This window comes from Fulvivirga sp. AWR4_260 (genome assembly GCF_056158185.1).
In genome coordinates this window covers 583,707-607,471 of sequence record NZ_JBSWSU010000001.1, presented here as the reverse complement: position 1 = coordinate 607,471, position 23,765 = coordinate 583,707, and the positions used below count along the sequence as shown (strand labels likewise).

Genomic DNA, 23,765 nt, shown 5'->3' with positions numbered 1-23,765 from the left:
TACTTTTCCTTAAATTTGGTGTTGTTTAAATACAGTAAGTTGATGGAAGATTACAACAAAATAATTGAATCCCTTGGGATTAAGTTTGTAAAGTCCAATAATATAAAGGTATTACACCCCTTCACTATTAAGGACTTTGAAGATACAGAGAACACAATTATTATCCTTAAAAAGGGAGTTATCCGCTATGGTAAGGATGATGAATTGTTAAAAGAAGGGCATGCACTATTCGTTCCTGCAAAAAGGTTAGCGCCTTTATCGTTTGGTAACGTAGATGACAGATGCCCAGAGCTATCGTTGGAAGAATTCGGTTACAAGCAAACTGAGTATTTCAAAACTAAAGTAGATGACCCTGCAGCTGTACCAGTAGCAGACTTTACATCTATTGTTTTTGAAACTAAGGTGTTTGATACTGTAAACTTCTTCACTGCACTGGATATACCTCCATTTGCGCTTGAAAATTCTAAAGTGAATAACATCATTTATGAAATTGTAAAAGAGCAAGAAAACCAATTTGAAGGTAGCCAGCGTGTAGTTAAAGTAAAAACAGAATTATTAGTAGTAGAAGTTATCAGGCATATCATTGATAACAGGTTGTTCGTAGAGCAAATGGCTACTAACAGTACTTACTTTAAAGATCCTCGATTAATTAAGTTATTTAAGTACATCAAAGACAACTTGTCTGGTGAGCTTACTAACAAGAAATTATCAGAGGTAGCTGACGTTTCGGAAGATTACGTAGGTCAGTACTTTAAAACGTTAACAGGTATTAATCCTCAGGATTACATCGAATACCAAAGAATGGAGCATGCTGTTAAGTTATTGCGTACCACAAAAATGAGCATTCGCGATATCGGCAAAGCTTGTGGTTACAAAGATACAGCGTATTTCTGTAGAAGGTTTAAGATGATGTATGGTATCCCTGCAGGAAAAATGAGAAAAAGAGAGACTTTAATGAATGTTTAAGCTCTTGTTAAAATCATAAATAGTTTCAGAAACCTCAATCAATAGATTGGGGTTTTTTTCTATCGCATTCCCAATCACAATCATATCGGCACCGGCCTCTAGTGCAGCCTTGGCTTTTTCATTGGTATCAATACCACCACCTATCACCAACGGTACGCTTACTGTCTTTTTTACCTGCTTTATCATTTTTGGTGTTATAGCTACTTTAGCACCACTACCAGCATCCATAAATATAAGTTTTAGGCCTAGCATTTCTCCTGCGAGGGCAGTGCAAGCCGCCACCGAATATTTGTCTGGTGGTATTGGGGCAGTGTTACTCATATAAGAAACCGCTGATGTACTATCTGCATTGATTAGCATGTAGCCGGTTGGTAAAATCTCTATATTGCTGTTTTTGAGAATAGGTGCAGCTATTACATGCTGGCCTATCAGAAACTCTGGATTACGCCCAGAAATTAGACTTAAAAATAGGATGGCATCAGCATTAAGATCTATATGCATGTTGCTGCCAGGGAAAAGAACGGTGGGGATAGACGTAGCCTGTTGAATGTTTTTGGTGATGGTGGCCAAGTTACCTTGAGTGATGAGGCTGCCACCAATAAAGAAATAATCAACGTAACATTCCTCAGCCATTTTTAACAATTGGTTAAGGGCAGTTAAGTCCGTGATTTTATCAGGATCAATAAGTATGGCAAGTGACTTTTGTCCTGTACTACGCCTCTTCTGCAGTGTTTGTAGAATGTTCCTTTTCTCTTTCATCAGCCTTTTTGCTCGTGTCAATATTTTGAATGTACTCAATTAGTTTTTCCTTAGCAATAGCCAGAATAAAAACCGTTAACTCTGTGAGTATAACACCTCCAATATTAGATAAAAGAGACGGTTGTTTCTCTACCATGAGCTCATTATTTCCTAATGGAGAACTCGTCTTTTTGATCTTAACCTTGTCTTTTTTAGTTAATTTATTGATCATATAATAGCTTAGAGCAAAGCTACCTCCAACCAATAGGGCTGATTTGGCTATTTTCTTGCCTTTTTCTAAAAGCTCTTCAATTTCATTTTCTAAGGCTTCTTTGTGTTCGTCTGAAAGTGACTCGAGTTGTCTTTTCTTATTTTCTGTAATAGCCATTATTGATCTAGTTTAAGTAATTTGCCTAATTTTTTTTCAAATAACTCCTTCAGTCCCAGTTTGTCTCTTAATAAATAGAGTATCACAAATAGAATTAGATAGAATACTGCAATTATTAGAAAACCCAAAAACATACTATTACATACATCGGCCAGTAAAAATGCCAGCGCAATGTTTAAGAATAATAGAAAGAAACTTGCTATGCCTCCCAAAATTAACATCACTATTAATTTTGACATCACAGAAGACATCTCTTCCTTTATCTCTATTTTATAGATTTCTACTTTCGACTCTATAAAGTCTGTTAAGTGCTCGATCAAGCTGTCTATTTTTAAAAAGTTAAACAAACCTTTTCTCTCTCCCACGTAATTAATGTTTTATTAGTGAACTCTCGGTTATTACTATAAACTAAAAAAATATATTATAGTTTTATGCAAAGTAATGAGTTTACCTCGATACTACCATACAAAATATGAAGGCATATTAGTGCCGTATTTTAAAATCTTATCTACTCAGTTTTTTTGAGGTCAACGGAGGTGTTTTGGGAGTCTTGCTCTTCCTTTTTTATGAAATTTCTTTGTTCATAAGTTAACTCATTTACAACAGAGGCATTTTTGTTGAAGTAGATCAGTGTAAAAGGGATTAAAAAGAAAGTGCTTATGATATAGATGAACCCTGTAATTCTGTATTTGCTGGTCATTTTACCTGTTAAAACAGCTAGTTTTATTGGGATTCTTCTTAATGGAGGAAATGGTAAAAATATCAGCACACCAATTAAGTTTAATAACAAATGTGTAATAGCAATACTAATTACCAAGTGCGATTTAAATAACACTGCAATAAATGCCGTGATGGTGGTGCCAATATTAGCACCAAAAATAAAAGGTGTGGCTCTTTTTAGTGATACTCTGCCTGTGGCTATCAAAGGTACTATTAGTGATGTAGTGACTGAGCTAGACTGCACTGCAGCTGTTAGGCCTGTGCCCCAAATAAATGATTTAAAAGAATTATTGAATATAACGTTTCTCAATTTATCTTGAGATGGACCAATTACCAATTGATATATTACTTTAGATAAAAGTTTGATAGATCCAAAGAGTAGAATAAACGATATACAGATAATTATAAAGCCATTTTGAATATGCTCGGTCACAAACCTCGTTATAGGCTTTGTGGATATTAACTTGTAGCCATACTCGTTGAGCGTTCTATGAGTGCTGGGGTCTACAAATAGACTGGCGATGTATTGCGAAGTGAAAGATATAAAACCGTAATAATACTCTAAAGGGAATAAAATTAGTACGGTTAGTATATTAAAAAAGTCATGCACTGTACCTGCAGCAATGGCTCTTCTAAACTCAGTTTTTTTAGTAATAAAACCTAAAGAAACTATAGTACTGGTAATAGTAGTGCCGATGTTCGCTCCCATAATCATAGGCACAGCTTCTGTAATGTTGATAGAGCCAGAGGCTACTACTGCTATTATCATAGAAGTACTGGTGGAGCTGCTTTGAATAATGGCGGTGATAAGTAAACCTATGAATAAACCTATAAATGGATTTGAAGTAGCAAATAATATAGATTGTGCTACCTCTTTACCCAAATGATTGAAGGCCTCACCCATCAAATTGATAGAGAAAAGAAAAATCAGTGTAATCCCAAGGATTACAAAAAATTGTTTGACAATATTTTTCTTTTGCGTTGGCGACAAGCGGGTACAGTTTAAAAACTGCGAAGTTATCAGTTAGAATAAAAAAAAGCAGGCTTTATATATGAACGTATTGTTAAATATGACGAGCAAATTTTCCGATTTTATTATAATTACGCAGTTTGTAGAGGGTTTTCTAGTACATATTTGTAAATCAGGCTTCTTGGCGGATATTTATCTTAACATAAAGTTAATATACCATAAGTTTTTAACACCTTGAGTTATTTAACTTTGCCGTTCTAATTTATTGAAAACGCATGGAATATAGTTTTTTTGATGTTCTGACACTCATTGGGTCTTTAGGGTTTTTTATCTACGGTATGAAGGTAATGAGTGAAGGCATCCAGAAAGTTGCCGGCAGCAGAATGCGGCAGATACTTCGAGTGATGACGTCTAACAGGTTAACAGGAGTATTAACTGGGTTTCTTTTAACAAGTTTAGTGCAGTCGTCTTCTGCTACTACCGTAATGGTGGTGAGTTTTGTTAATGCAGGCTTACTTTCATTAGTAGAGTCCATAGGTGTCATCATGGGGGCCAATATAGGAACCACCGTAACCGCTTGGATTATTTCAGTAGTAGGATTTAAGGTGAAAATAGCAGCGGCAGCACTACCTATAATAGCAGTAGGCTTTCCTCTATTGTTTGCTTCTAAAAACAAAATCAAATCTTGGGGTGAGGTAATCATAGGTTTTGCGCTACTTTTTATGGGCCTAGAAGCTTTAAAAAGTGCAGTGCCAGATTTAAAATCTAACCCAGAAGTGCTAGAATTCTTGGCGGCTTATACCGACTCAGGTTTACTGTCAATATTAATATTTATAGGGATTGGTACTATATTAACTATCATTGTTCAGTCTTCAAGTGCTACTATGGCTTTAACTTTGGTTATGGCTAATCAAGGGTGGATTTCTTTTGATTTGGCAGCGGCAATGGTTTTAGGTGAAAATATAGGTACTACCATTACGGCTAATCTTGCAGCCATGGTAGCCAATGTACATGCACAAAGGGCTGCTAGGGCACACTTTATATTTAATATTTTTGGTGTAATTTGGATGATTATCCTCTTCCCTGTATTCTTAAATGCTATAGATTCTTATATGCAGTATGAAACAGGCGAAAGTCCTTTCTTAAATGCAGCGGCTATTCCAATTTCACTTTCTATTTTTCACTCATTGTTCAATATTATCAATGTATTGTTGTTGATAGGGTTTGTTAAGCAAATTGCTAGGCTTGTGGAAAAAATGGTGCCATCTAAAGGTGATGGAGATGAATTTAGGCTGGAGTTTATCAATGCCTCTATTATGTCAACTCCTGAAATTCAGCTAGAGGAAGCACGCAAGGAAATAGTGAAGTTTGGTGAGCTTACGGCTCGTATGTCAAGCTTTGTTCAAGACTTATTGAAGCAAAAGAAAAATAAGGCGCGTCATAAAATAATGAAGCGTATTAAGAAATACGAGGAGATTACGGATCGTGTTGAATTAGAAATAGCTGAATATTTATCGAAATTATCTACCTCTAATTTAAGTAATGAAGCCTCTTTGAGGTTAAGGGGGATGCTTTCTATTATTAATGACATGGAGCGCATGGGAGACTTATTCTATCAAATGTCATTATCGATAGATAGAAAAAGTGATAGTGAGGCATGGTTTACTGACTCTCAAATAAAGAACCTTACAGATATACTTAAGTTGGTAGATGAGGCTTTTGTAGTGATGATTAACAACCTTAATACAGAGTTTGCTAACGTTACATTAAATAGTGCTATTGAAAAAGAAAATGCTATTAACAAGAAACGCGATAAGTTGCGTAAAAAGCACTTAAAGAATATTGAAAAAGGTGATTATGATGTGATGAGTGGGTTGGTTTATGCTGACTTATACAATATCATAGAGCGTGTAGGAGATCATGTAATCAATATCTCTGAGGCTATCACTGGTGAGCTAGCTCGAGATGAAGAAGATGATGCAGAGTAAATAAAAAAAGTGCGTTGAAAACGCACTTTAAAATCTATATAGGAGGGATAACATATTATTTGTTATCCCTCTTTTTCTTTCAACTGAGTTATGGCTAACCAAGCCATCATTCCGGCCCCAATTTCTAACGCATCTTCGTCTATATCAAAAGTGGGTGTATGTACGTATGATGTTATGCCTTTAGCTTCATTGCGCGTACCTAATCTATAAAAGCAAGCTGGTATCTCATGGGTGTAATAAGCAAAGTCTTCTGCTCCCATCCATAAGTCTAAGTCTACCACGTTTTCTTTGCCAATATACTCTTCGGCAGCATTACGCATTTTAGCAGTTAGTTCAGGGTTGTTTTCTAAGAAGGGGTAGCCTTTAGATATTTCTACTTCACAGCTTCCTCCCATGCTTTCTGCTATACCTTCAGCCATCTTTTTGATCTTCTGATGTGCATCGGCTCTCCATACTTCATCCATAGCTCTGAAAGTGCCTGCTACATTCACCTCATTCGGAATTACGTTAGTGGCTCCATCTGCTATTACTCTACCAAAACTGAGTACAGTAGGTGTCTTAGGGCTAGCATTTCTACTTATCACTTGTTGCAGTGCAACTATAATGTGAGACGTAATCAATACAGGGTCTACAGCTAGTTCAGGTACAGCACCATGACCACCCTTACCTTTTACTTTAAGGTAAATCTCATCGCAACTAGCCATGTACATGCCCTCTCTAAAGCCCACTTTACCCACAGGTATTAGGGGCATTACATGCTGGCCAAGAATTGTAGATGGAGATGGATCTTTCAAAACACCATCTTTTATCATTAAAGAGGCGCCACCTGGGTTTTTCTCTTCTCCAGGTTGAAAAATAAGTTTTACAGAGCCCTCAAACTGATCTTTTAATTCAGATAATATTTTGGCCACACCTATCAATGAAGCCGTGTGTGCATCGTGCCCGCAGGCATGCATAACTCCTTCGTTTTTAGATTTGTATGGCACATCATTGGCCTCATGAATAGGTAAGGCATCCATGTCTGCTCTAAGTGCAATTACCTTTTTTGAAGGGTTTTTACCTTCTATTACCACAGCTAGTCCAGTATCAGCAATACCTTCCTTTGGGCTTAGGCCTATGGCCTTTAATTGTGCAGCAACATATTTAGCTGTATTATACTCTTTGTATGAGAGCTCAGGATTACTGTGTAAATGCTGGCGTACAGCTATAATTTCCTGAGCATTTTTTTTAGCTAATTCCTGAATTTGTTGCTTTAAAACCATTATTGAATAGTAATTCGTTGAGGTATAATAAGTGCAGAAGGGAATTTCTTTTTAATCTTAGCAAATGATTTTTGAGCCTCTATTCTAGAGTAATACTTGCCTACTTTCACCTTAAAATTTGGTTCTTCAAATTTTAATATGGGCTCAGCTCCAGGAAGTACGGAATAAACCTTTCCTCGTGCAATTCGCGCTGATTCGCTGTTAGAACCAGAATATACCTGAATAGTAAAACCATCGATGTAGTTAACCTCAGGGCGAGCCACATCTATACTGTCCAGTATTCCATTGAGGCTTTGAGTTACGTCATTTGTAGGTTTTACGTTGCTGTTATGTGCAACTTCAGTGGCTACGGTGTCAGGTGTGTCAGCAGGTTTAGTATATCTCGGTCTGTACACCGAAATGTCTTCTTTGTACCTTTCAGAATCACTTGACGAGGGCGCAGTGTTTTTACTACACGCAGCTAATACCACACTAAGACTTACAAAATAAATAACCTTTCTCATTATGCTAAAAATATAAAAGAGTGGAAGATTAATCTTCCACTACTACACATTTATTGTTTCTTATGTCTGCTTCTACTTTCTTGAATTTTACATCTTTCACTATGCTTCCATCGGCATACTGAACGGTAACCTTATCATTTCTTCCTGCAGTTTTTTCTGCCTTAATAGGCATTGTTTTTTCTGCAGGAGGTCTATTGGCTTGTGGCTGACTGCTTTGACCAGGGTTTAATAAAGAACGTGATTCATCTTTTTGCTCTTTTAACTTTTGAGCTTTTTGCTCACGAGCCTCACGTACTTCATCAGGTTCTTGAACAGGTAAATCTGCTTTCATTAAGAATGAAATAGTGTCTTCATTTACCTTAGCAATAAACCTTTTAAATAGCTCAAACCCTTCAAATTTGTAGATCAATAATGGGTCTTTTTGCTCATACACCGCATTTTGAACACTTTGTTTCAAGTCATCCATTTCTCTTAGGTGATCTTTCCAAAGTTGATCTATAAGCGCTAGTGTAACTATCTTTTCCATAGAGTGTATTAACTCTTTGTTTTCAGTGGCTACACAACGTTTTAAGCTTGCCGAAACCTGGATCTGACGTTTCCCATCAGTAAACGGTACCATAATATTTTCTATAGTACCTCCGCGGGTTTCTTCAATATTTTGAATAATAGGGAATGACTTTTGCGCTATGCTATTATTCTTATGCTTGTAATGCTCATATGCTTGAGTATACAATTTAGAGTTTAGCTCTTCGGTAGATATTTTAGCAAAATCCTCTTTTGAAATTTCAAAGTCCAGACCCAAAGTACCTAATACAGTAAGCTTGAAGCTTTCGTAGTTTTCAGCACCTTTAGTATTAACAATGATATCTTCGCAAGTATCATATAGCATGTTCATAATGTCGAGCTGTAAACGCTCTCCATACAATGCATTTTTACGTCTCTTATAAATAACCTCTCTCTGAGAGTTCATTACATCATCGTACTCAAGTAGGCGCTTTCTGATGCCGAAGTTGTTCTCTTCTACTTTCTTCTGCGCTCTTTCGATAGACTTAGTTACCATAGAGTGAGATATTACTTCACCTTCTTCTAGGCCTAGTCTGTCCATTACCTTTGCAATACGCTCAGGCATAAACATTCTCATTAGGTTATCTTCTAATGACACGAAGAACTGAGAAGAACCTGGGTCTCCTTGTCTACCAGAACGACCTCTAAGCTGTCTATCTACCCTTCTTGACTCGTGTCTTTCGGTACCTATAATGGCTAAACCACCTGCGTTTTTAGACTCATCGGTAAGTTTAATATCCGTACCCCTACCAGCCATGTTGGTAGCGATAGTTACTGTTCCGGGCTTACCAGCTTCTGCTACAATTTCTGCCTCTCTCTGGTGCTGTTTTGCGTTCAATACCTGATGGTTGATCTTACGCATGTTCAGCATTCTGCTTAATACTTCAGAAATCTCAACAGAAGTAGTACCCACAAGTACTGGTCTTCCTGCTGAAGTTAGCGTTACGATTTCATCCACCACAGCATTAAACTTCTCACGCATGGTTTTGTAAACCATATCTTGCTTATCAGCTCTTGCTATAGATCTGTTAGTAGGAATTACTACTACATCGAGTTCGTATATCTCCCAGAATTCACCTGCTTCAGTTTCTGCAGTACCAGTCATACCAGCAAGTTTGTGGTACATTCTGAAGTAGTTCTGTAAGGTAATAGTCGCGTATGTTTGGGTAGCGTCTTCTACTTTAACATTTTCTTTTGCTTCTATTGCTTGATGAAGACCGTCAGAATATCTACGCCCTTCCATAACACGACCTGTTTGCTCATCTACTATTTTCACTTTTCCATCTACTATAATGTATTCAGTGTCTTTTTCAAATAGTGTATAAGCTTTTAAAAGCTGGTTAACAGAGTGTATTCTTTGTGACTTAACAGAGTAATCTTTGATGAAACTATCTTTCTTCTCGAGTTTTTCCTCGTCAGACATTGCTTCATCTTTTTCTAACTGAGCTATTTCAGTACCAATGTCTGGTAAAATAAAGAAGTTAGGATCTTCACCTTCACCAGTAATAAGATCGATACCTTTTTCAGTAAGCTCTATACTGTTATGTTTTTCATCAATAGTGAAATATAATGGCTCATCGGCCTCAGGCATCATTTTCTGATTGTCCTGTAGGTAGTAATTTTCAGTTTTTTGTAAAACCTGCCTAATACCTGTTTCACTAAGGAATTTAATTAAAGGCTTGTGCTTAGGTAAACCACGGTAAGCTCTGAAAAGCGGTAGAGCACCTTCTTTTTCGTTACCCTCTGAAATGAGTTTTTTCGCTTCTATTAAAAACTGAGAAGTTAATTTTCTTTGTGCCTCTACTAGTTTAGCAATACGTGGCTTTAAGTCATAAAACTCGTGCTCATCACCTCTAGGCACTGGCCCTGAAATAATTAATGGCGTACGTGCTTCATCAATTAGTACAGAGTCAACCTCATCCACCATGGCATAGTGGTGTTTTCTTTGTACTAATTCTTTAGGATCGCGAGACATGTTATCTCTTAGATAGTCGAAGCCAAATTCATTATTAGTACCGTATGTTATATCAGCTTGATAAGCCTTACGTCTCTCTTCTGAGTTAGGCTCATGCTTGTCGATACAATCGATAGTTAATCCGTGGAATTCAAAAATAGGAGCCATCCACTCGCTATCCCTTTTTGCTAAGTAGTCGTTTACTGTTACTACATGTACGCCTCTTTTCGCCAAAGCATTTAAGAAAGCAGGAAGCGTAGCTACTAAAGTTTTACCTTCACCAGTGGCCATCTCTGCTATTTTACCTTGGTGTAAAACTATACCACCTATGATCTGAACATCATAATGTAGCATGTTCCATTCTACTTCGCTACCAGCGGCTAGCCATTTCTTGTGCCAGATGGCTTTGTCGCCATCTATTTCTACATTAGATTTTTTTGCAGCAAACGTTCGGTCAAGCATATTGGCAGTAACCACTAACTTGCCGTTTTCTTTTAATCTGCGAGCGGTTTCTTTTACTATAGCAAAGGCATCAGGAAGTACTTCCATTAACACCTCTTCCAAGTCTTTATTTCTGTCTTCTTCTAGGTTGTCAATTTCTGAGAAGATATTTTCTTTATCCTGAATGTCTAAATCAGGGTTTTCTGCAATTTTGGCGTGTAATGCAGCTATTTTTTCATCTATAGATTTTAATGATGAATTGATTTTGCTTTTTACCTCTTCGGTTTTTGCCCGTAAATCATCATCACTTATATTCTGAAGTTGAGCATATACTTTGTTGACACTATCAACAATTGGCATTATTTTTTTGATGTCTTTTTCAGACTTAGTGCCAAACACTTTTGCAATAAACTTTAACATAATTGCTCTTATTTTCTATTCTTTCAAGACCTAAAGTTAAGGCGTTTTTAATTAAATATTGACCAAATTTAATTTTCTTCCGTATTCAATTCAATGGTGCCTGTGAAAACGGGCTTGGCAGGTCCAATCAGGTAAACCTCAGTAAAGCTGCCATCTTCATTTTTGGTAAATTCAACAGATAAGTTGCCTCCATTAGTCTTTACCGCAATAGGAGATTTCAAGTCTTTGGTGCTAGAGGCTAGTGCTGCTGCAGTTACCCCAGTACCACATGACAATGTTTCATTTTCAACGCCTCTCTCGTATGTTCTTACATATATTTCAGAGCTGCCATTCACTTGAACAAAATTAACATTTACTCCTGCTTGTTTGAACAAACCACCATTTCTGATCGTTTTTCCTTGTTCGTAAACATTGTAGCTTTCAATGTTAATAACGTACTTAATTAAATGTGGTGATCCAGTATCAACAAATATACCATCTGCCATAAGCCTGACATTTTGTACGTCAGACATTTTTAGTCTTACTTCTTTATTGGCTAATATTTCGGCTTCATGTGGTCCATCGTAAGCCAAAAAAGTAGTGTTGTTATCTATAATGCCTAAAAAGTGGGCAAAGCTTACTGCGCACCTGCTGCCATTGCCACATAAACTCTGGCTGCCATCAGGATTGTAAAATACCATTTCGAAATCATAATCTGCATGGTTTTGTATCAGCATCAGTCCATCAGAGCCAATTCCAAATTTGCGATCACATAGTTTTTCTATTTGAGGGATGGTTAGCTGTAAGCCTAGCTCTCGGTTGTCTAAGAGAATGAAGTCATTCCCTGTTGCCTGATATTTATAAAAAGTGAGGTTTGCCATTGGTGTTGTTTTAAAATATAAAAGCCCCGTTTGATTCTTGTCAGATAATCTAAACGGGGCTTTATTTATAATTACTTAGTAGGCTGGTAGGCCTATTCTATCTCTTCGTAATCCACATATTCTCCCCCTTTGAAGTTATCTACGGGGTTGTTAGATTTTCCGTCTTTGGGCACATAGTCAATGTTAATGTCTCCATCTCTTCGTGGTGGCTGAGCACTACTTTTTGATTGATAAGATGCTTGACCATAGCCTTGCTGTGCACTTTTAGTTATGATTCCAAAAAGTCCTAAAACTTTATATAGAAGATATCCTAATAAAAACGTTATTACGAAAGCTTTAAGCATATGTCAATTTTTACCTATATAAACTTATTTACTTAGGTATAGGTTTCGTTCTGCATAAATTTTAAGAAAATAATCATCCATTAAGTCCTCTATAAAATAGATGGCCTCACCAGTTGATTTCATCTCTGGTCCTAATTCCTTATTTACTTTAGGGAATTTCTCGAAAGAGAATACTGGCTGTTTAATGGCATATCCATGCTTTTTAGGGTTGAATTTAAAGTCTGTAACTTTATTTTCTCCTAACATCACCTTTACTGCGTAGTTTACATAAGGTTCATCGTAAGCCTTACAAATGAAAGGTACCGTTCTTGAAGCTCTTGGGTTGGCTTCGATAATGTATACCTTATCATCCTTAATGGCAAACTGTATGTTTATTAACCCTACAGTGTTTAATGCTAATGCAATTTTCTTGGTGTATGTCTCTATCTGTGCTACAACTAGGTCGCCTAAGTTGTAGGGAGGCAATACCGCATATGAATCTCCTGAGTGAATACCAGCAGGCTCTATATGTTGCATGATTCCGATAATATGTACATTTTCTCCATCACAAATAGCATCAGCTTCTGCTTCTATCGCTCCATCTAAGAAGTGGTCTAGAAGTACCTTGTTACCAGGGATATTTTTGAGGATATCAATGATGTGCGATTCCAACTCTTGCTCATTGATAACAATCTTCATGCTTTGTCCTCCAAGCACGTAAGAAGGTCTTACCAATAACGGGAATCCAATATTTTTAGATAGCTCTAATGCCGTTTCAGCATCTTCTGCCACGCCAAACTCAGGGTAAGGAATGTCATTATCTTTAAGGATATTAGAGAAGCTACCTCTGTCTTCAGCTAAGTCTAAAGACTCAAAGTTAGTTCCTAATATTTTGATGCCGTGTTTTTCAAGTTTTTCAGCAAGTTTAAGTGCTGTTTGACCTCCAAGCTGAACTATTACCCCTACAGGCTTTTCATGAAGGATTATTTCATAAATGTGCTCCCAGAATACAGGTTCGAAATAAAGCTTATCTGCAACGTCAAAATCAGTAGATACTGTTTCAGGATTACAGTTAATCATGATGGTTTCATAGCCACATTCTTTGGCTGCCAAAATACCATGTACACATGAGTAGTCAAATTCTATACCTTGACCAATTCTGTTAGGGCCTGAACCTAAAACAACGATTTTCTTTTTGTCTGAGGATTTAGATTCATTTTCTTGATCGAAAGTAGAGTAATAATATGGAGTTTTTGCTTCAAATTCAGCAGCACATGTGTCTACTAGTTTGTAAACTCTATTTAATCCTACTTCTTTTCTTTTAGCAAATACTTCGCTTTCTAGGCAACCCACTAGGTGAGCTATTTGTCTATCAGCATATCCTTTTTCTTTGGCTTCTTTAAGTAATTCAAAAGGAAGAGTATCTAGTTTATATTTTTCGATTTCATTTTCCAATAAAATTAACTCTTCGATCTGGTTAAGGAACCATTTGTCGATTTTAGATAATTTTTCAATGGTTTGGAATGAAATTCCTAATTTGAATGCGTCATAAACGTGGAAAAGCCTATCCCAGCTTGGGTGTTCAAGGCTATAAAGAATTTCCTTCTGGTTGGTTAACTCTTTGCCATCAGCACCAAGTCCGTTTCTTTTTATTTCAAGAGACTGACAAGCTTTCTGTAGTGCTTCTTGGAAGTTACGGCCAATACCCATAACCTCACCAACAGCTTTCATTTGTAAGCCTAGGCGTATATCTGAGCCAGGGAATTTGTCAAAATTCCAACGAGGTATTTTTACGATTACATAATCAAGCGCAGGCTCGAAGTAGGCAGAAGTAGTACCGGTAATGGCATTATCTAGCTCATCTAAGTTGTAGCCTATAGCCAGTTTAGCAGCAATTTTTGCAATAGGATAGCCTGTTGCTTTTGATGCTAAGGCAGATGAACGAGATACCCTAGGGTTGATCTCAATACCTATAATGCTGTCATCTTCTGGGTTTACTGAGAACTGAACATTACATCCGCCAGCAAACATTCCAATTCCGTTCATCATTCTGATAGCCAAGTTTCTCATTTCCTGATAAACAGTATCAGGTAGAGTCATGGCAGGAGCTACGGTAATCGAATCTCCAGTGTGAACTCCCATAGGATCGAAGTTCTCAATAGAACAGATAATGATGATATTACCTTTATTGTCACGAAGAAGCTCTAATTCGTACTCTTTCCAACCTAAAATACTTTGCTCTATGAGTACTTCGTGAATAGGAGAGGTGTGCAAACCATGAGTTAGTGCCGCTTCGAATTCGTCTGCAGTATTTACAAAACCACCACCAGAACCTCCAAGGGTGTAAGAAGGCCTTATTACTAAAGGAAAACCTATTTCCTGAGCGATCTCCTTACCTTGTAAAAATGAAGTAGCAGTTTCTCCTTTACAGACGTTAACTCCTAATTCATTCATCTTAAGACGGAACTTCTCCCTGTCTTCTGTAGTATCAATGGCATCGATATCTACCCCAATTATTTTTACCCCGTAATGGTCCCAAATGCCTGCTTTTTGACAGTCAATAGCAAGGTTGAGCGCAGTTTGTCCACCCATGGTAGGTAGTACCGCGTCAATGTTATGCTTTTCAAGAATTTCTTTGATTGACTTTTTGTCGAGAGGCTTTAGGTAGACATGGTCCGCAGTGACCTTGTCTGTCATGATTGTTGCCGGGTTGGAATTAATGAGGATAACTTCGATTCCTTCTTCTCTTAATGAGCGTGATGCTTGTGATCCTGAGTAATCAAATTCACACGCTTGACCGATAACAATTGGTCCGCTTCCTATTATTAAAACTGACCGGATGCTCCTATCTCGTGGCATTGAAAATGTTTTGTGTGGTTTTTAGTTATGTATAAATTGGAGCAAAGTTATGGTAAAATGGTTAGAATCAAAACGTGAAAAGGCCTAACCTTCATAGTAATTTAAAACATCAAAACCAAATCATGCCTGAAGAGGAGTAATGGCTATTTTTGAATTAATATTTTTTTGACAATTATTTCCTCATTCATAATAAACCTAATGAAATAGATGCCGCTTGCCCAGTGGCTGCAGTTAATTTCTGGGAGGCTATTTTCGCTAATGGTAAATGAATAGGTACCTATTTGATTTCCAGCGCTATTGAGGATTTGCATTTCTGTTTGGCCAAAGTATGCTTCAGGGAATTTGAATTTAATAGTATTAATAGCCGGGTTGGGATAAGTAATAATATCATCAGCAGAAAGGTCATCGTTTGTAGAGGTAATGGTCTCGATTTGGATTTTTAAATTATCGATGGCCCAGCCCCAGCCGTAGGCGCTTTCATCTGTATGTAGTCTAAATCTGATTTTTATGGTGTCTCCTACTATGAAGTTCTTGGCTTTTAATAGATCAAATTTTCTATTGAGTAGTAACTGGGTTTCTCCTGCTGTGGCAGAGTTACCAGTTGTGCTATTGTAATTGGACGCATAGGCTATTAGCCATTCGTCTTTCGATCGGCTATCATATCCATTTATCAAGGGGTACCAATTTTGGCCATCATCATTAGAGGCTTCTAAAATTACATAATCATAAAAACTTGTGCTGGTATAGTCTGTGTCAGATTCACCTGGCTCAACTAGTACTACTTCGTCATAGGAAATAGCAGATTTTTCTTCCTCTAGGATTATTGGAGTTTTTAATTCAGCCATGAAGTCTTGGCCTTCGGCTAAGAAAGGGAAGGCATTGGCGTATGGATGAGGAGAGTGCAGTGCAGGAGTACTAAAACCACTATACGAGCTGATGTTAAAGCTACTACTGGTGAAGAAATTTTCAGCTCCTGTAGAAAAGTCTGCTTCAAATGACTTGGCCGGACTGTTATATTCTTCTACAGGTAATGTTTGTTCTAAAACTTTGGTATGAGGGGTGCTAGCATTATCAGTAGCGCTGATGCGATAAGTGAAAATATCACCGTCTTTTATATTTAACGTTTTTATATCGATGCTTGCCGTATATAAAGAATCTATTTCAGGATCTTGCTCTAGCAATGATGTTGTAGGCGTTTCATTATTGAGATAGTAGCTAAATTCTAGCTCCTCAATAGCGAGGAAGTCTGTAATGAAAGCCTGAATTAGTACTGTGGTATCAGATTCTTTTATGTGTCCTTTGTCTAGGGTAGTGATTTGAGGAGCTTGGGTATCGGTTTCAGTCTTAAACGTGTAATAACGACTTTCTAATGAAGGCTTTCTGAACGTGCGCCCGTCCGCGTCAGTAACTTGTAAGAAATAGCTATATTGTTGTCCTTCTTTTTTTAGAGAAGGAATGTTTGCTTTATACAAATCAGCGGTGGAGGACTCAGCGATAGTAACTCGTGTAGAGTCTGTTTGAAATCCATTATAAGAATAATAAAGATTTACACTGTTTTTATTGTAGCTAGTATCGCTGCTAATGGAGGCGGATACCTCGTAATTATTGGCAAGATAATTTTCATTATTAGCTATAGACTCGTGGTTAATATAAGTGTATTTCCAGCCCAAATCATCAAACATATTCAATGTTACGGGACCAGGGTTGTGTAGCACTTCTTTAGCTCCTATTTGAGGAGTCATTAGCGCATTTACCGTGGTATTATATGTGTTTTCGTTAAGGTGAGCTATGCTTGATCCGTCACTCCACGCAGTAGGGGCATACAGCCTTATGTTGCCGCTTTTTGTAGGCGCAAATTCTGATTTAAAGTATACGCCATTGTTGGTGAGTTGTTCTGCCAGAGCGGTAGATCCATCAGTGTAAGTTTTAAGTAAAAATTTATTTTGAGCATTGGCTACATAACTATCAAAAACGAAAGGGATAGTATAGGTTTTCCCTGCAGTTTCGCTGCCGCTGTCGTAGTAAAAGGAGTCAATGAAGCCTAGACCGTGGCCAATTTCATGCAAAACTACAGATACAAGATCGTACTGACCGTTGCCAGGTTGGCCATCAGTAGCTAAATACCAATTCGCATCTTTGTTGAAATTGGCTAGAATGTCGTATTCTGATGATTCATTGAGATTTTTGCCGGCCATCTTTTCAGCTAGTGCTATGGGGTAATATACATTTGGCACTAAAGCTCCTTCGAAATTTGCTTTTGCATCTATCCATGTGGCTGAACCTAAAACTCCAGCTCCTAGTTCGCTCCAATAGGCATCTATTTTTATAGTTACAGGAGAGCTTATCAGTGAAGACCATATATCCACAGCCCTTTGAAAGGCAGCCTGTGCTTCGGGTGAGAAATCATGGTAAGTAACTTCAAAATTACTGGAGGCCGTTCGGGCATTGATGGCTCCAAGTGGGGTTCGTAGATTTACCCCCGAACCATTTGGAGTACCATAGCACACTATAGTGAACGGTTTGCTTAGTGTTTTTACTTGCTGGGCATAGCTTTTGGTGGATGAACATAAGGCAAAAGCAGATAGTATAAAAACTAAAAAGTATTTCATGTGGGCAAGTGCTGATTATGGAGTTACTCTATATCTTTGACATAAATATAGATTTATTTACCTAAATTCCTCTTTAAAATATGACATTTATAAGAATAAGTTTGTTTCTTGCCGTCCTCTTTTTGTTTAGTTGTAAGGCTAATCAAGATCAGAGCTCTGAAAGTGCCCCGATAATTACAATGGAGAAAACGCGATGTTTTGGTACTTGCCCTGACTATACTATTGAGATTTATGAGAATGGTTTAGTTAAAATTGATGCTCGAAAATTCTTAGATATTGAAGGGAAATTTACAGCGAAGTTGAGTAAAGCAGAGTTAGATGAATTGGTAAGTACATTTGAAAATAGTAATTTCTTTAATTTTAAAGAAGAGTATACTTCACAGGCTACGGATATGCCTACTACTTATGTAACTTTTAATCATGACGGTAAATCAAAAAAGGTGAAAGATTATCATAACGCACCTGCTGAATTAAAAGCTTTAGAAAAGGAAGTAGGAGCATTGGTTGATGAGTTGGACTGGGAGGCAGAGTAAGGTCGATATTACAATTTGGAAAAATCACGATTCACCAAATAACAAAAAAGGCTCTGATCTCAGAGCCTTTTTTGTTATTTGGTAGCATTACTAATTACAGTATTCCAAACACGGAAAACGTTTTTGTAACAAATCTTTTCAATGTCATCTTCTGAGTAACCTCTCGCAAGCAGTTCATAAATTAAGCTAGGGTATTGAGATACATCTTTGATACCTTCGGGTAAAGAGTCTCCTACTCCATCAAAATCAGAGCCTAAACCAACGTAATCAATGCCTGCTATTTCTACAATATGGTCGATGTGGTCTGCCAATTGGCCTATATTTGAATAAAGAGGGTGCTCTTTGGTGTATGCTTTGGCTAAAGAGTCGTCTTCTGATAAATTGTTTTCAGCAAAATATGCTTCGTTGGCATTTCGAGTGTCTATAGAATTTTGATCTATAAATGTACTGCCAAAGTTGACCTGTATCACTCCTCCTTTAGAAGCTAATTTAATAATCATTTCATCAGACATATTTCTTTCAAAACCCGGGGTAAAATGTCTGCACGAAGAATGAGAAGCAATAACGGGACTAGTGCTTAAACTCATTACTTGATAAAATGCGCTATCAGATATATGAGAAACATCTACCATTATGCCCGCTTCATTCATGGATTTAACTACTTCCCTGCCAAATGGACTGAGCCCATTCCATGTGCGAGTGGAATCATATGACGAGTCACAAATGAGGTTGTCTTTTGAGTGTGTTAAAGTAATATAGCTAATTCCTCTATTTCTAAAGTACTTTACATTTTCGAGATCATTATTTATTGGGGCACCATTTTCCATGCCCATTGGTAGGGCTATTTTTCCTTCGGCTACCAGTTTTTCAACTTCAGCAGGTGTAGAAGCCAGGGCAAATTTGTCGGGAAATTTAACCGCAATAGCATTGACCATATCTATTAATGAGTCTGCCACTTCTTTGGCTCCGCCCGTTTCTTGGTACGATGCAGGAATGTAAATGGACATAAACGGGGCGTCAAGGCCTCCTGCTTTAGCTCTTTCGAAGTCGAAATCACCTTCATCAGTTTTTAGAATGACGCTGGCATTTCTGTTAATATCGAAATTTTGATGTTTTAGTCTGTAAGGTAGGTCAATGTGCCCGTCAGTAATAATGAATTTATGAGCCAGTTCTTGCGCTCTTATTTTAAGTTGCTCTTCGTTGCTATCAGTCTCTGCTGTTTTAGTGGAGCGACTGCAACTAATTAGTATTAACCCTAAGCTAAATAGTGTTAATAAATAGTTGTAATTTTTTTTCATACCATGCAAATATCTAACCTTTATGATTAATTATAAAAGTCATAATTTACGGGGTGTAAAGAAAGGTTTTTAATCTAAAAGGAAATAAGTGCAGCAAAACGAACTCCCTGCTTATTCAAAAGGTCAACTGGCTTTGAGAAATGGGCAGGATAAAGAAGAAATATGGGTGGCCTATAAGGGTATTATTTATGATGTTACAAAATCGCGCATGTGGCGCAATGGAAAACATTATGAACATTGGGCAGGGCAGGATTTAACCCCCGAGTTAGAAGATGCCCCACACAATGCTAATGTTTTCGATAAATTTCAAGCAATAGGAAAGTTAGTTTCCTGATAGGAATTCTAAATTTTATTGCACCATAAAGGAAGTAAAGCAGCATGTTTCTCATAAACTTTCGCCAGTAATTTTGCTAAGAGAACAATGAGAAGAGAATTTAGTAGTGATATGTCCTTTTTCATCTGTGCTACCTAGGTTGTGCCCTAAAACATGCGCTATGGCGGCAGCGGTCATTTTCCAAGTAGAGGGTTGGTTGAGGCTGCCAGAGTTGTTTTGAATTGTTTTTTGAAAAATCACCATAGATGTATTCCTGTAAGGTAGGCCTATTACATTTCCGTTTTCAACGGAGTCTTCATCATACTTTCCGTCTAATAATAAGATGTAGGCAGACAATGTTCTGTCATGGGTAAATTGCGTACGGTTGTATAATTCAGTGGTTTTTATATCGCTAATTGAATACGTTGGTTTGCCCGGGGTGGCAATTCTAGTAGTGTAGATTTCAATGCCTTCTGGTTTAACTAATTCATTGGTTAAGAAATTTTTAATTTCCTGAATAGCTCTCTCATCAGGTTCATCACCACTAGTGTATTGAATTTCAACTACTAATTTGTCATATTCTTTATCTGTAAAAAATTCTTCGCTAGAGGCACCCACAGCCCTATCATTGACTTGGGGAATCTGGGGAATATCATTCTCGTCTTCTCCACAACTTGAGAATAATATTAACCCTGCGAATAGATAAGAAAATAAGGCGATGGTATGTAAATGTGTTTTTTTCATGGTTTGAGGTGTTTTTTATAATTAATAAGACAAAAACAAAACCATTTGTATGATATGATGATTTAAAAAGTATTAAGGATGCTCATTATATAACCGGTGATTATTTTTAACTTTAATTTTTTGTCAGAGAGTCTAGTCAAAATATGATATTAATTGCAGATAGCGGAGCTACCAAAACGGATTGGAGATTAATTGATGTTAACGGGGTGGTAGCTCAGTATAAAACTGCTGGTATTAACCCTTATCAGCAAAAGGAGGAAAATATTAAGGCAGAGGTAATGGAAGCACTTGTGCCACAAGTGCAAGGCGAAGTTCATCAAGTGTTTTTCTATGGAGCTGGTTGCTCTTCAGATAACAATAAAGATATTTTAAAAAGGGTTTTTTCAAGTGCTTTTCCTAATGCGGTACTAAGTGTAGATCATGACCTTCTTGGGGCTGCTCGTTCATTATGTGGTGCTGAGGCAGGCATTGCATGCATTTTAGGTACTGGAGCTAATTCTTGTTTTTATAACGGACATGATGTTGTTGAAAATGTGCCTTCGCTAGGATATGTGCTAGGAGATGAGGGCAGTGGCGCCTGGTTAGGTAAAACTTTACTAGAACGATATTTTCGAAATGAATTACCCCCTATTGTGGCCGAAAGGTTGGCTAAAAGGTATGAAGTAACAAAAGATGAAGTGCTAGATAATGTTTATAAGCAACCAATGCCTAACCGTTACTTGGCAAAGTTTAGTCGTTTTATATTTCAGAATATTAAAGACCCCTACTTATACCAATTAGTATATGAAGGCTTTTCGCTGTTTATGGAAAAGAATGTGATGAAATATGAAAACTATAGTAAGTTGCCGGTTCATTTTACAGGATCTGTAGCCTTTTATTATGGTAATATACTAAGGCAAGTAGCCGCTGATAAAGGCATTATTCTTAAAAATGTGGTGGAAACACCCATTGCTGGCTTAACATTGTATCATCAAAATAGCATTATTACCACATGAGTACCACTGAATCAACTTCTAACTTTAATGACTTAGATAAAATGTCAGTAAATGAATTGCTGACTAATATTAATAAAGAAGATCAGTCCGTACCTCTAGCCATCAATAAGGTAATCCCTGAAATAGAAGCTTTGGTGACCGCTACGGTAGCACAAATGCAACAAGGAGGGAGGTTGTTTTATATTGGAGCGGGTACTAGTGGAAGGCTTGGCGTGGTGGATGCTTCTGAAATACCCCCTACATTTGGAATGCCTCATGGTGTGGTTATAGGTCTGATTGCAGGCGGAGATACCGCTATAAGGAAAGCCGTAGAGTTTGCAGAAGATGATGCGGATCAGGCTTGGAAAGATTTAAGTGCATATGATATTAAAGAGAATGACGTTGTTATAGGCATTGCAGCCTCTGGCCGAACGCCATATGTTATTGGAGGTGTAAAAATGGCTAAATCCAAAGGTTTGGTTACTGGTTGTATTGCATGTAACTCTGGCTCTGAATTGGCCGCTAATGTGCAATATCCTATCGAGGTGGTTGTAGGCCCTGAGTTTGTTACAGGTAGCACTAGAATGAAGGCCGGTACTGCTCAAAAGCTTGTTTTAAATATGATTTCTACCAGTGTCATGATTCAGCTTGGCAGGGTGAAGGGTAATAAAATGGTGGATATGCAATTGAGCAATAAGAAGCTGATAGATAGGGGTGCCAGAATGATAATGGAAGAAATTTCAGTTAGTAGGGAGGAAGCCGAACATTTATTAGAAAAATATGGTTCGGTGAGGAGGGCAATAGAAAACGCTGAAAAAAATGCATGAAATAGAACCTTATTATAGGTGGTTACATCTTTATAATCCTGCGGAAGATGATTCTTCTCCCTTTTTTGGTAAGCAGTATAATCATGACCTTTACTCTGAAAATATTTATGGGTATTATATAGATCCCGCCTGGGATTTTATGGGCTCAGAAACGCTTTATTTAAAAGTGTTGTATGTTGATTATGATGAGGGGTATACTATTATTGAATTTATAGGTGAGTGGAACGATACTATTAATAATGATATAATGCACCTCAAGCGTAACATCATTGATAATTTCATTCATCAAGGCGTAAATAAATTTATATTAATAGGCGAGAATGTATTTAATTTTCACGGGTCTGATGATTGTTATTACGAAGAATGGTTTGAAGATGTAGAAGAGGGATGGATAGCCATGGTTAATTTTCCTGATTTTGTGCAAGATGAAATGAAGAATTTTAACATAGATTACTATTTAAATATGGGGGGAAATTTGCAGGTAGATAAATGGCGCACTATGACCCCTCAAAAATTCTACGTTTTTATCGATCAGCTTATTCAAAGGAGGTTGTCTTTACCCTAAGATATAACCTCAACCTCGGCAATTTTTGAGATCAGGTATTTTTTTTGAGAACTTACCTCGCTACACACATAGCGTGTTCTTCGTAGTGTTTCTTTTTTAAATACTCTATTGTTTAGTCTGAATAAAGTGCCTGTGGGTATATCACTTAGGTGAATAATACTGCTGTCTTTATCTTGAGTTTTTAAGGCTTTCATTAATGTATGATCATTGCATGAGGATGCCTTAGGATTGTGCATGTATTTTTTTAATGGAGAAAGTACGGCCGGAGGAAATGTGTCCGTAGTTAATAAAGGAAGCATTAGCTGTTTGAAATTATTTTTCCATTCTTCGCCATGAGGTTTTACTCTGTTTTTAAATTGATTGTATGTAACCAAATGCGCTACTTCATGTACATAGGTTATTAGGAAAGAGAATGGATTAAGGTCATTGTTGACAGAAATAGTATGTTGTTTGCTTCTCGAATCATACCTATAATCGCCCAGTTTAGTCATTCTGCGTTTCTTTACCTTAAGCGAAAAGTTATGTACCTCCCATAACTCATAGCAGTAATGTAAAGCATTTTCAGGTAAATGTTTTTTTAGGGCTTTTTTAAAGCGATCTTCCCGGTTGTCCATACCCCACAAAAATAGTATTAGAAATGAAATTCATAGCCTGAAAGGCAAAAAAAAGAGCCTAAGGTCTAACCAGAGGCTCTTTTTAAAAGTGTTAGTTATAATTATTCAGCAGAAACTGAATCAACTTCTTCTTCCACTTCTTCTGCAGCATCTTCTACTGATTCTTCTACGTCTTCAGCAGCTTCTTCCATGTGGTCGCCAGCTTCTTCTACAGTTTCTTCAACTTGCTCAGAAGCAGACTCTTCTTTTGCAGCATTGTTACAAGCTACAAATCCTAATGTAAAAGTAAGTGCAAATAAAAATGTTAATAGTTTTCTCATTTTTTTTCAGGT

The 23,765-nt window shown here is 37.2% G+C and carries 22 protein-coding genes; 7 read left to right on the top strand and 15 right to left on the bottom strand.

All coding sequences use genetic code 11. The features are described 5' to 3' along the window. Positions 1–42: 42 nt before the first annotated feature. On the top strand, positions 43–966 hold the full coding sequence (locus tag ACXACQ_RS02550; protein WP_474974353.1) for a helix-turn-helix domain-containing protein: 924 nt from the start codon (positions 43–45) through the stop codon (positions 964–966). Here the strand turns inward: ACXACQ_RS02550 and ACXACQ_RS02545 are convergent. The 4 genes from ACXACQ_RS02545 to ACXACQ_RS02530 all read right to left on the bottom strand — a co-directional run bounded on the left by ACXACQ_RS02545 (position 952) and on the right by ACXACQ_RS02530 (position 3,803). Next, the gene (locus ACXACQ_RS02545; protein ID WP_474974352.1) at positions 952–1,725 is read right to left on the bottom strand and encodes a phosphoglycerol geranylgeranyltransferase; all 774 of its coding nucleotides are present in this window, start codon (positions 1,723–1,725) and stop codon (positions 952–954) included. The genes ACXACQ_RS02550 and ACXACQ_RS02545 overlap by 15 nt on opposite strands. Further along, the gene (locus ACXACQ_RS02540) at positions 1,679–2,092 is read right to left on the bottom strand and encodes a hypothetical protein (protein WP_474974351.1); all 414 of its coding nucleotides are present in this window, start codon (positions 2,090–2,092) and stop codon (positions 1,679–1,681) included. The genes ACXACQ_RS02545 and ACXACQ_RS02540 overlap by 47 nt, the downstream gene beginning before the upstream one ends. Further along, positions 2,092–2,457: a phage holin family protein gene (locus ACXACQ_RS02535; protein WP_474974350.1), complete on the bottom strand. Its 366-nt coding sequence runs from the start codon at positions 2,455–2,457 to the stop codon at positions 2,092–2,094. Before ACXACQ_RS02535 ends, ACXACQ_RS02540 begins: the two co-directional genes overlap by 1 nt. A gap of 143 nt (positions 2,458–2,600) precedes the next feature. Then, positions 2,601–3,803 carry a Na/Pi symporter gene (locus tag ACXACQ_RS02530; protein ID WP_474974349.1) on the bottom strand — a complete coding sequence of 401 codons (1,203 nt, stop codon included), beginning with the start codon at positions 3,801–3,803 and terminating at the stop codon, positions 2,601–2,603. Between the two features lie 254 nt (positions 3,804–4,057). On the opposite strand from ACXACQ_RS02530, the gene ACXACQ_RS02525 reads away from it, so the two are divergent. Further along, a complete protein-coding gene (locus tag ACXACQ_RS02525) occupies positions 4,058–5,770 on the top strand; it encodes a Na/Pi cotransporter family protein (protein ID WP_474974348.1) in 1,713 nt (570 codons plus the stop codon). A gap of 62 nt (positions 5,771–5,832) precedes the next feature. Here the strand turns inward: ACXACQ_RS02525 and ACXACQ_RS02520 are convergent, their stop codons facing one another. From ACXACQ_RS02520 to ACXACQ_RS02490, 7 genes are all read right to left on the bottom strand, one after another. Beyond that, positions 5,833–7,032, bottom strand: a complete 1,200-nt coding sequence (locus ACXACQ_RS02520) for a M20 metallopeptidase family protein (protein WP_474974347.1) — start codon at positions 7,030–7,032, stop codon at positions 5,833–5,835. Further along, positions 7,032–7,535 carry an SPOR domain-containing protein gene (locus ACXACQ_RS02515; RefSeq protein ID WP_474974346.1) on the bottom strand — a complete coding sequence of 168 codons (504 nt, stop codon included), beginning with the start codon at positions 7,533–7,535 and terminating at the stop codon, positions 7,032–7,034. The genes ACXACQ_RS02520 and ACXACQ_RS02515 overlap by 1 nt, the downstream gene beginning before the upstream one ends. A gap of 28 nt (positions 7,536–7,563) precedes the next feature. Further along, positions 7,564–10,914, bottom strand: coding sequence for a preprotein translocase subunit SecA (gene secA / locus ACXACQ_RS02510; RefSeq protein ID WP_474974345.1), 3,351 nt, complete (start codon positions 10,912–10,914; stop codon positions 7,564–7,566). Positions 10,915–10,982: 68 nt separating this feature from the next. Further along, complete coding sequence (gene dapF, locus ACXACQ_RS02505) at positions 10,983–11,774, bottom strand: diaminopimelate epimerase (RefSeq protein WP_474974344.1); 792 nt, start codon at positions 11,772–11,774, stop codon at positions 10,983–10,985. Between the two features lie 92 nt (positions 11,775–11,866). Further along, the gene (locus ACXACQ_RS02500; protein WP_474974343.1) at positions 11,867–12,118 is read right to left on the bottom strand and encodes a hypothetical protein; all 252 of its coding nucleotides are present in this window, start codon (positions 12,116–12,118) and stop codon (positions 11,867–11,869) included. A gap of 24 nt (positions 12,119–12,142) precedes the next feature. Then, the gene (carB, locus tag ACXACQ_RS02495) at positions 12,143–14,956 is read right to left on the bottom strand and encodes a carbamoyl-phosphate synthase large subunit (RefSeq protein ID WP_474974342.1); all 2,814 of its coding nucleotides are present in this window, start codon (positions 14,954–14,956) and stop codon (positions 12,143–12,145) included. A gap of 143 nt (positions 14,957–15,099) precedes the next feature. Next, a complete protein-coding gene (locus ACXACQ_RS02490) occupies positions 15,100–17,565 on the bottom strand; it encodes a T9SS type A sorting domain-containing protein (RefSeq protein ID WP_474974341.1) in 2,466 nt (821 codons plus the stop codon). A gap of 179 nt (positions 17,566–17,744) precedes the next feature. On the opposite strand from ACXACQ_RS02490, the gene ACXACQ_RS02485 reads away from it, so the two are divergent. After that, the gene (locus ACXACQ_RS02485) at positions 17,745–18,098 is read left to right on the top strand and encodes a DUF6438 domain-containing protein (protein ID WP_474974340.1); all 354 of its coding nucleotides are present in this window, start codon (positions 17,745–17,747) and stop codon (positions 18,096–18,098) included. Between the two features lie 74 nt (positions 18,099–18,172). Here the strand turns inward: ACXACQ_RS02485 and ACXACQ_RS02480 are convergent, their stop codons facing one another. Beyond that, positions 18,173–19,396, bottom strand: a complete 1,224-nt coding sequence (locus tag ACXACQ_RS02480; RefSeq protein WP_474974339.1) for a dipeptidase — start codon at positions 19,394–19,396, stop codon at positions 18,173–18,175. 88 nt (positions 19,397–19,484) lie between these two features. On the opposite strand from ACXACQ_RS02480, the gene ACXACQ_RS02475 reads away from it, so the two are divergent. Further along, complete coding sequence (locus tag ACXACQ_RS02475; protein WP_474974338.1) at positions 19,485–19,730, top strand: cytochrome b5 domain-containing protein; 246 nt, start codon at positions 19,485–19,487, stop codon at positions 19,728–19,730. A 51-nt stretch (positions 19,731–19,781) separates the two neighbouring features. Here ACXACQ_RS02475 and ACXACQ_RS02470 read toward each other — a convergent pair whose 3' ends face one another. Then, positions 19,782–20,453: a zinc metalloprotease gene (locus ACXACQ_RS02470; RefSeq protein WP_474974337.1), complete on the bottom strand. Its 672-nt coding sequence runs from the start codon at positions 20,451–20,453 to the stop codon at positions 19,782–19,784. Between the two features lie 143 nt (positions 20,454–20,596). Between ACXACQ_RS02470 and ACXACQ_RS02465 the strand changes: the two genes are divergently transcribed. Genes ACXACQ_RS02465 through ACXACQ_RS02455 form a run of 3 tightly spaced genes read left to right on the top strand, consistent with a single transcriptional unit; the run spans position 20,597 to position 22,819 of the window. Next, entirely contained in the window at positions 20,597–21,448 is an 852-nt protein-coding gene (locus tag ACXACQ_RS02465; RefSeq protein WP_474974336.1) for an N-acetylglucosamine kinase, read from the top strand. After that, positions 21,445–22,254 carry an N-acetylmuramic acid 6-phosphate etherase gene (murQ, locus tag ACXACQ_RS02460; protein ID WP_474974335.1) on the top strand — a complete coding sequence of 270 codons (810 nt, stop codon included), beginning with the start codon at positions 21,445–21,447 and terminating at the stop codon, positions 22,252–22,254. The genes ACXACQ_RS02465 and murQ overlap by 4 nt, the downstream gene beginning before the upstream one ends. Continuing rightward, entirely contained in the window at positions 22,247–22,819 is a 573-nt protein-coding gene (locus ACXACQ_RS02455) for a hypothetical protein (RefSeq protein WP_474974334.1), read from the top strand. The genes murQ and ACXACQ_RS02455 overlap by 8 nt, the downstream gene beginning before the upstream one ends. On the opposite strand, the gene ACXACQ_RS02450 is transcribed toward ACXACQ_RS02455, so the two are convergent. Continuing rightward, positions 22,816–23,433 (bottom strand): SprT-like domain-containing protein, encoded by a 618-nt coding sequence (locus ACXACQ_RS02450; RefSeq protein ID WP_474974333.1) that lies wholly within the window; start codon positions 23,431–23,433, stop codon positions 22,816–22,818. The genes ACXACQ_RS02455 and ACXACQ_RS02450 overlap by 4 nt on opposite strands. Positions 23,434–23,534: 101 nt before the next feature. Then, positions 23,535–23,753 carry a hypothetical protein gene (locus tag ACXACQ_RS02445; RefSeq protein WP_474974332.1) on the bottom strand — a complete coding sequence of 73 codons (219 nt, stop codon included), beginning with the start codon at positions 23,751–23,753 and terminating at the stop codon, positions 23,535–23,537. Positions 23,754–23,765: the final 12 nt, after the last annotated feature.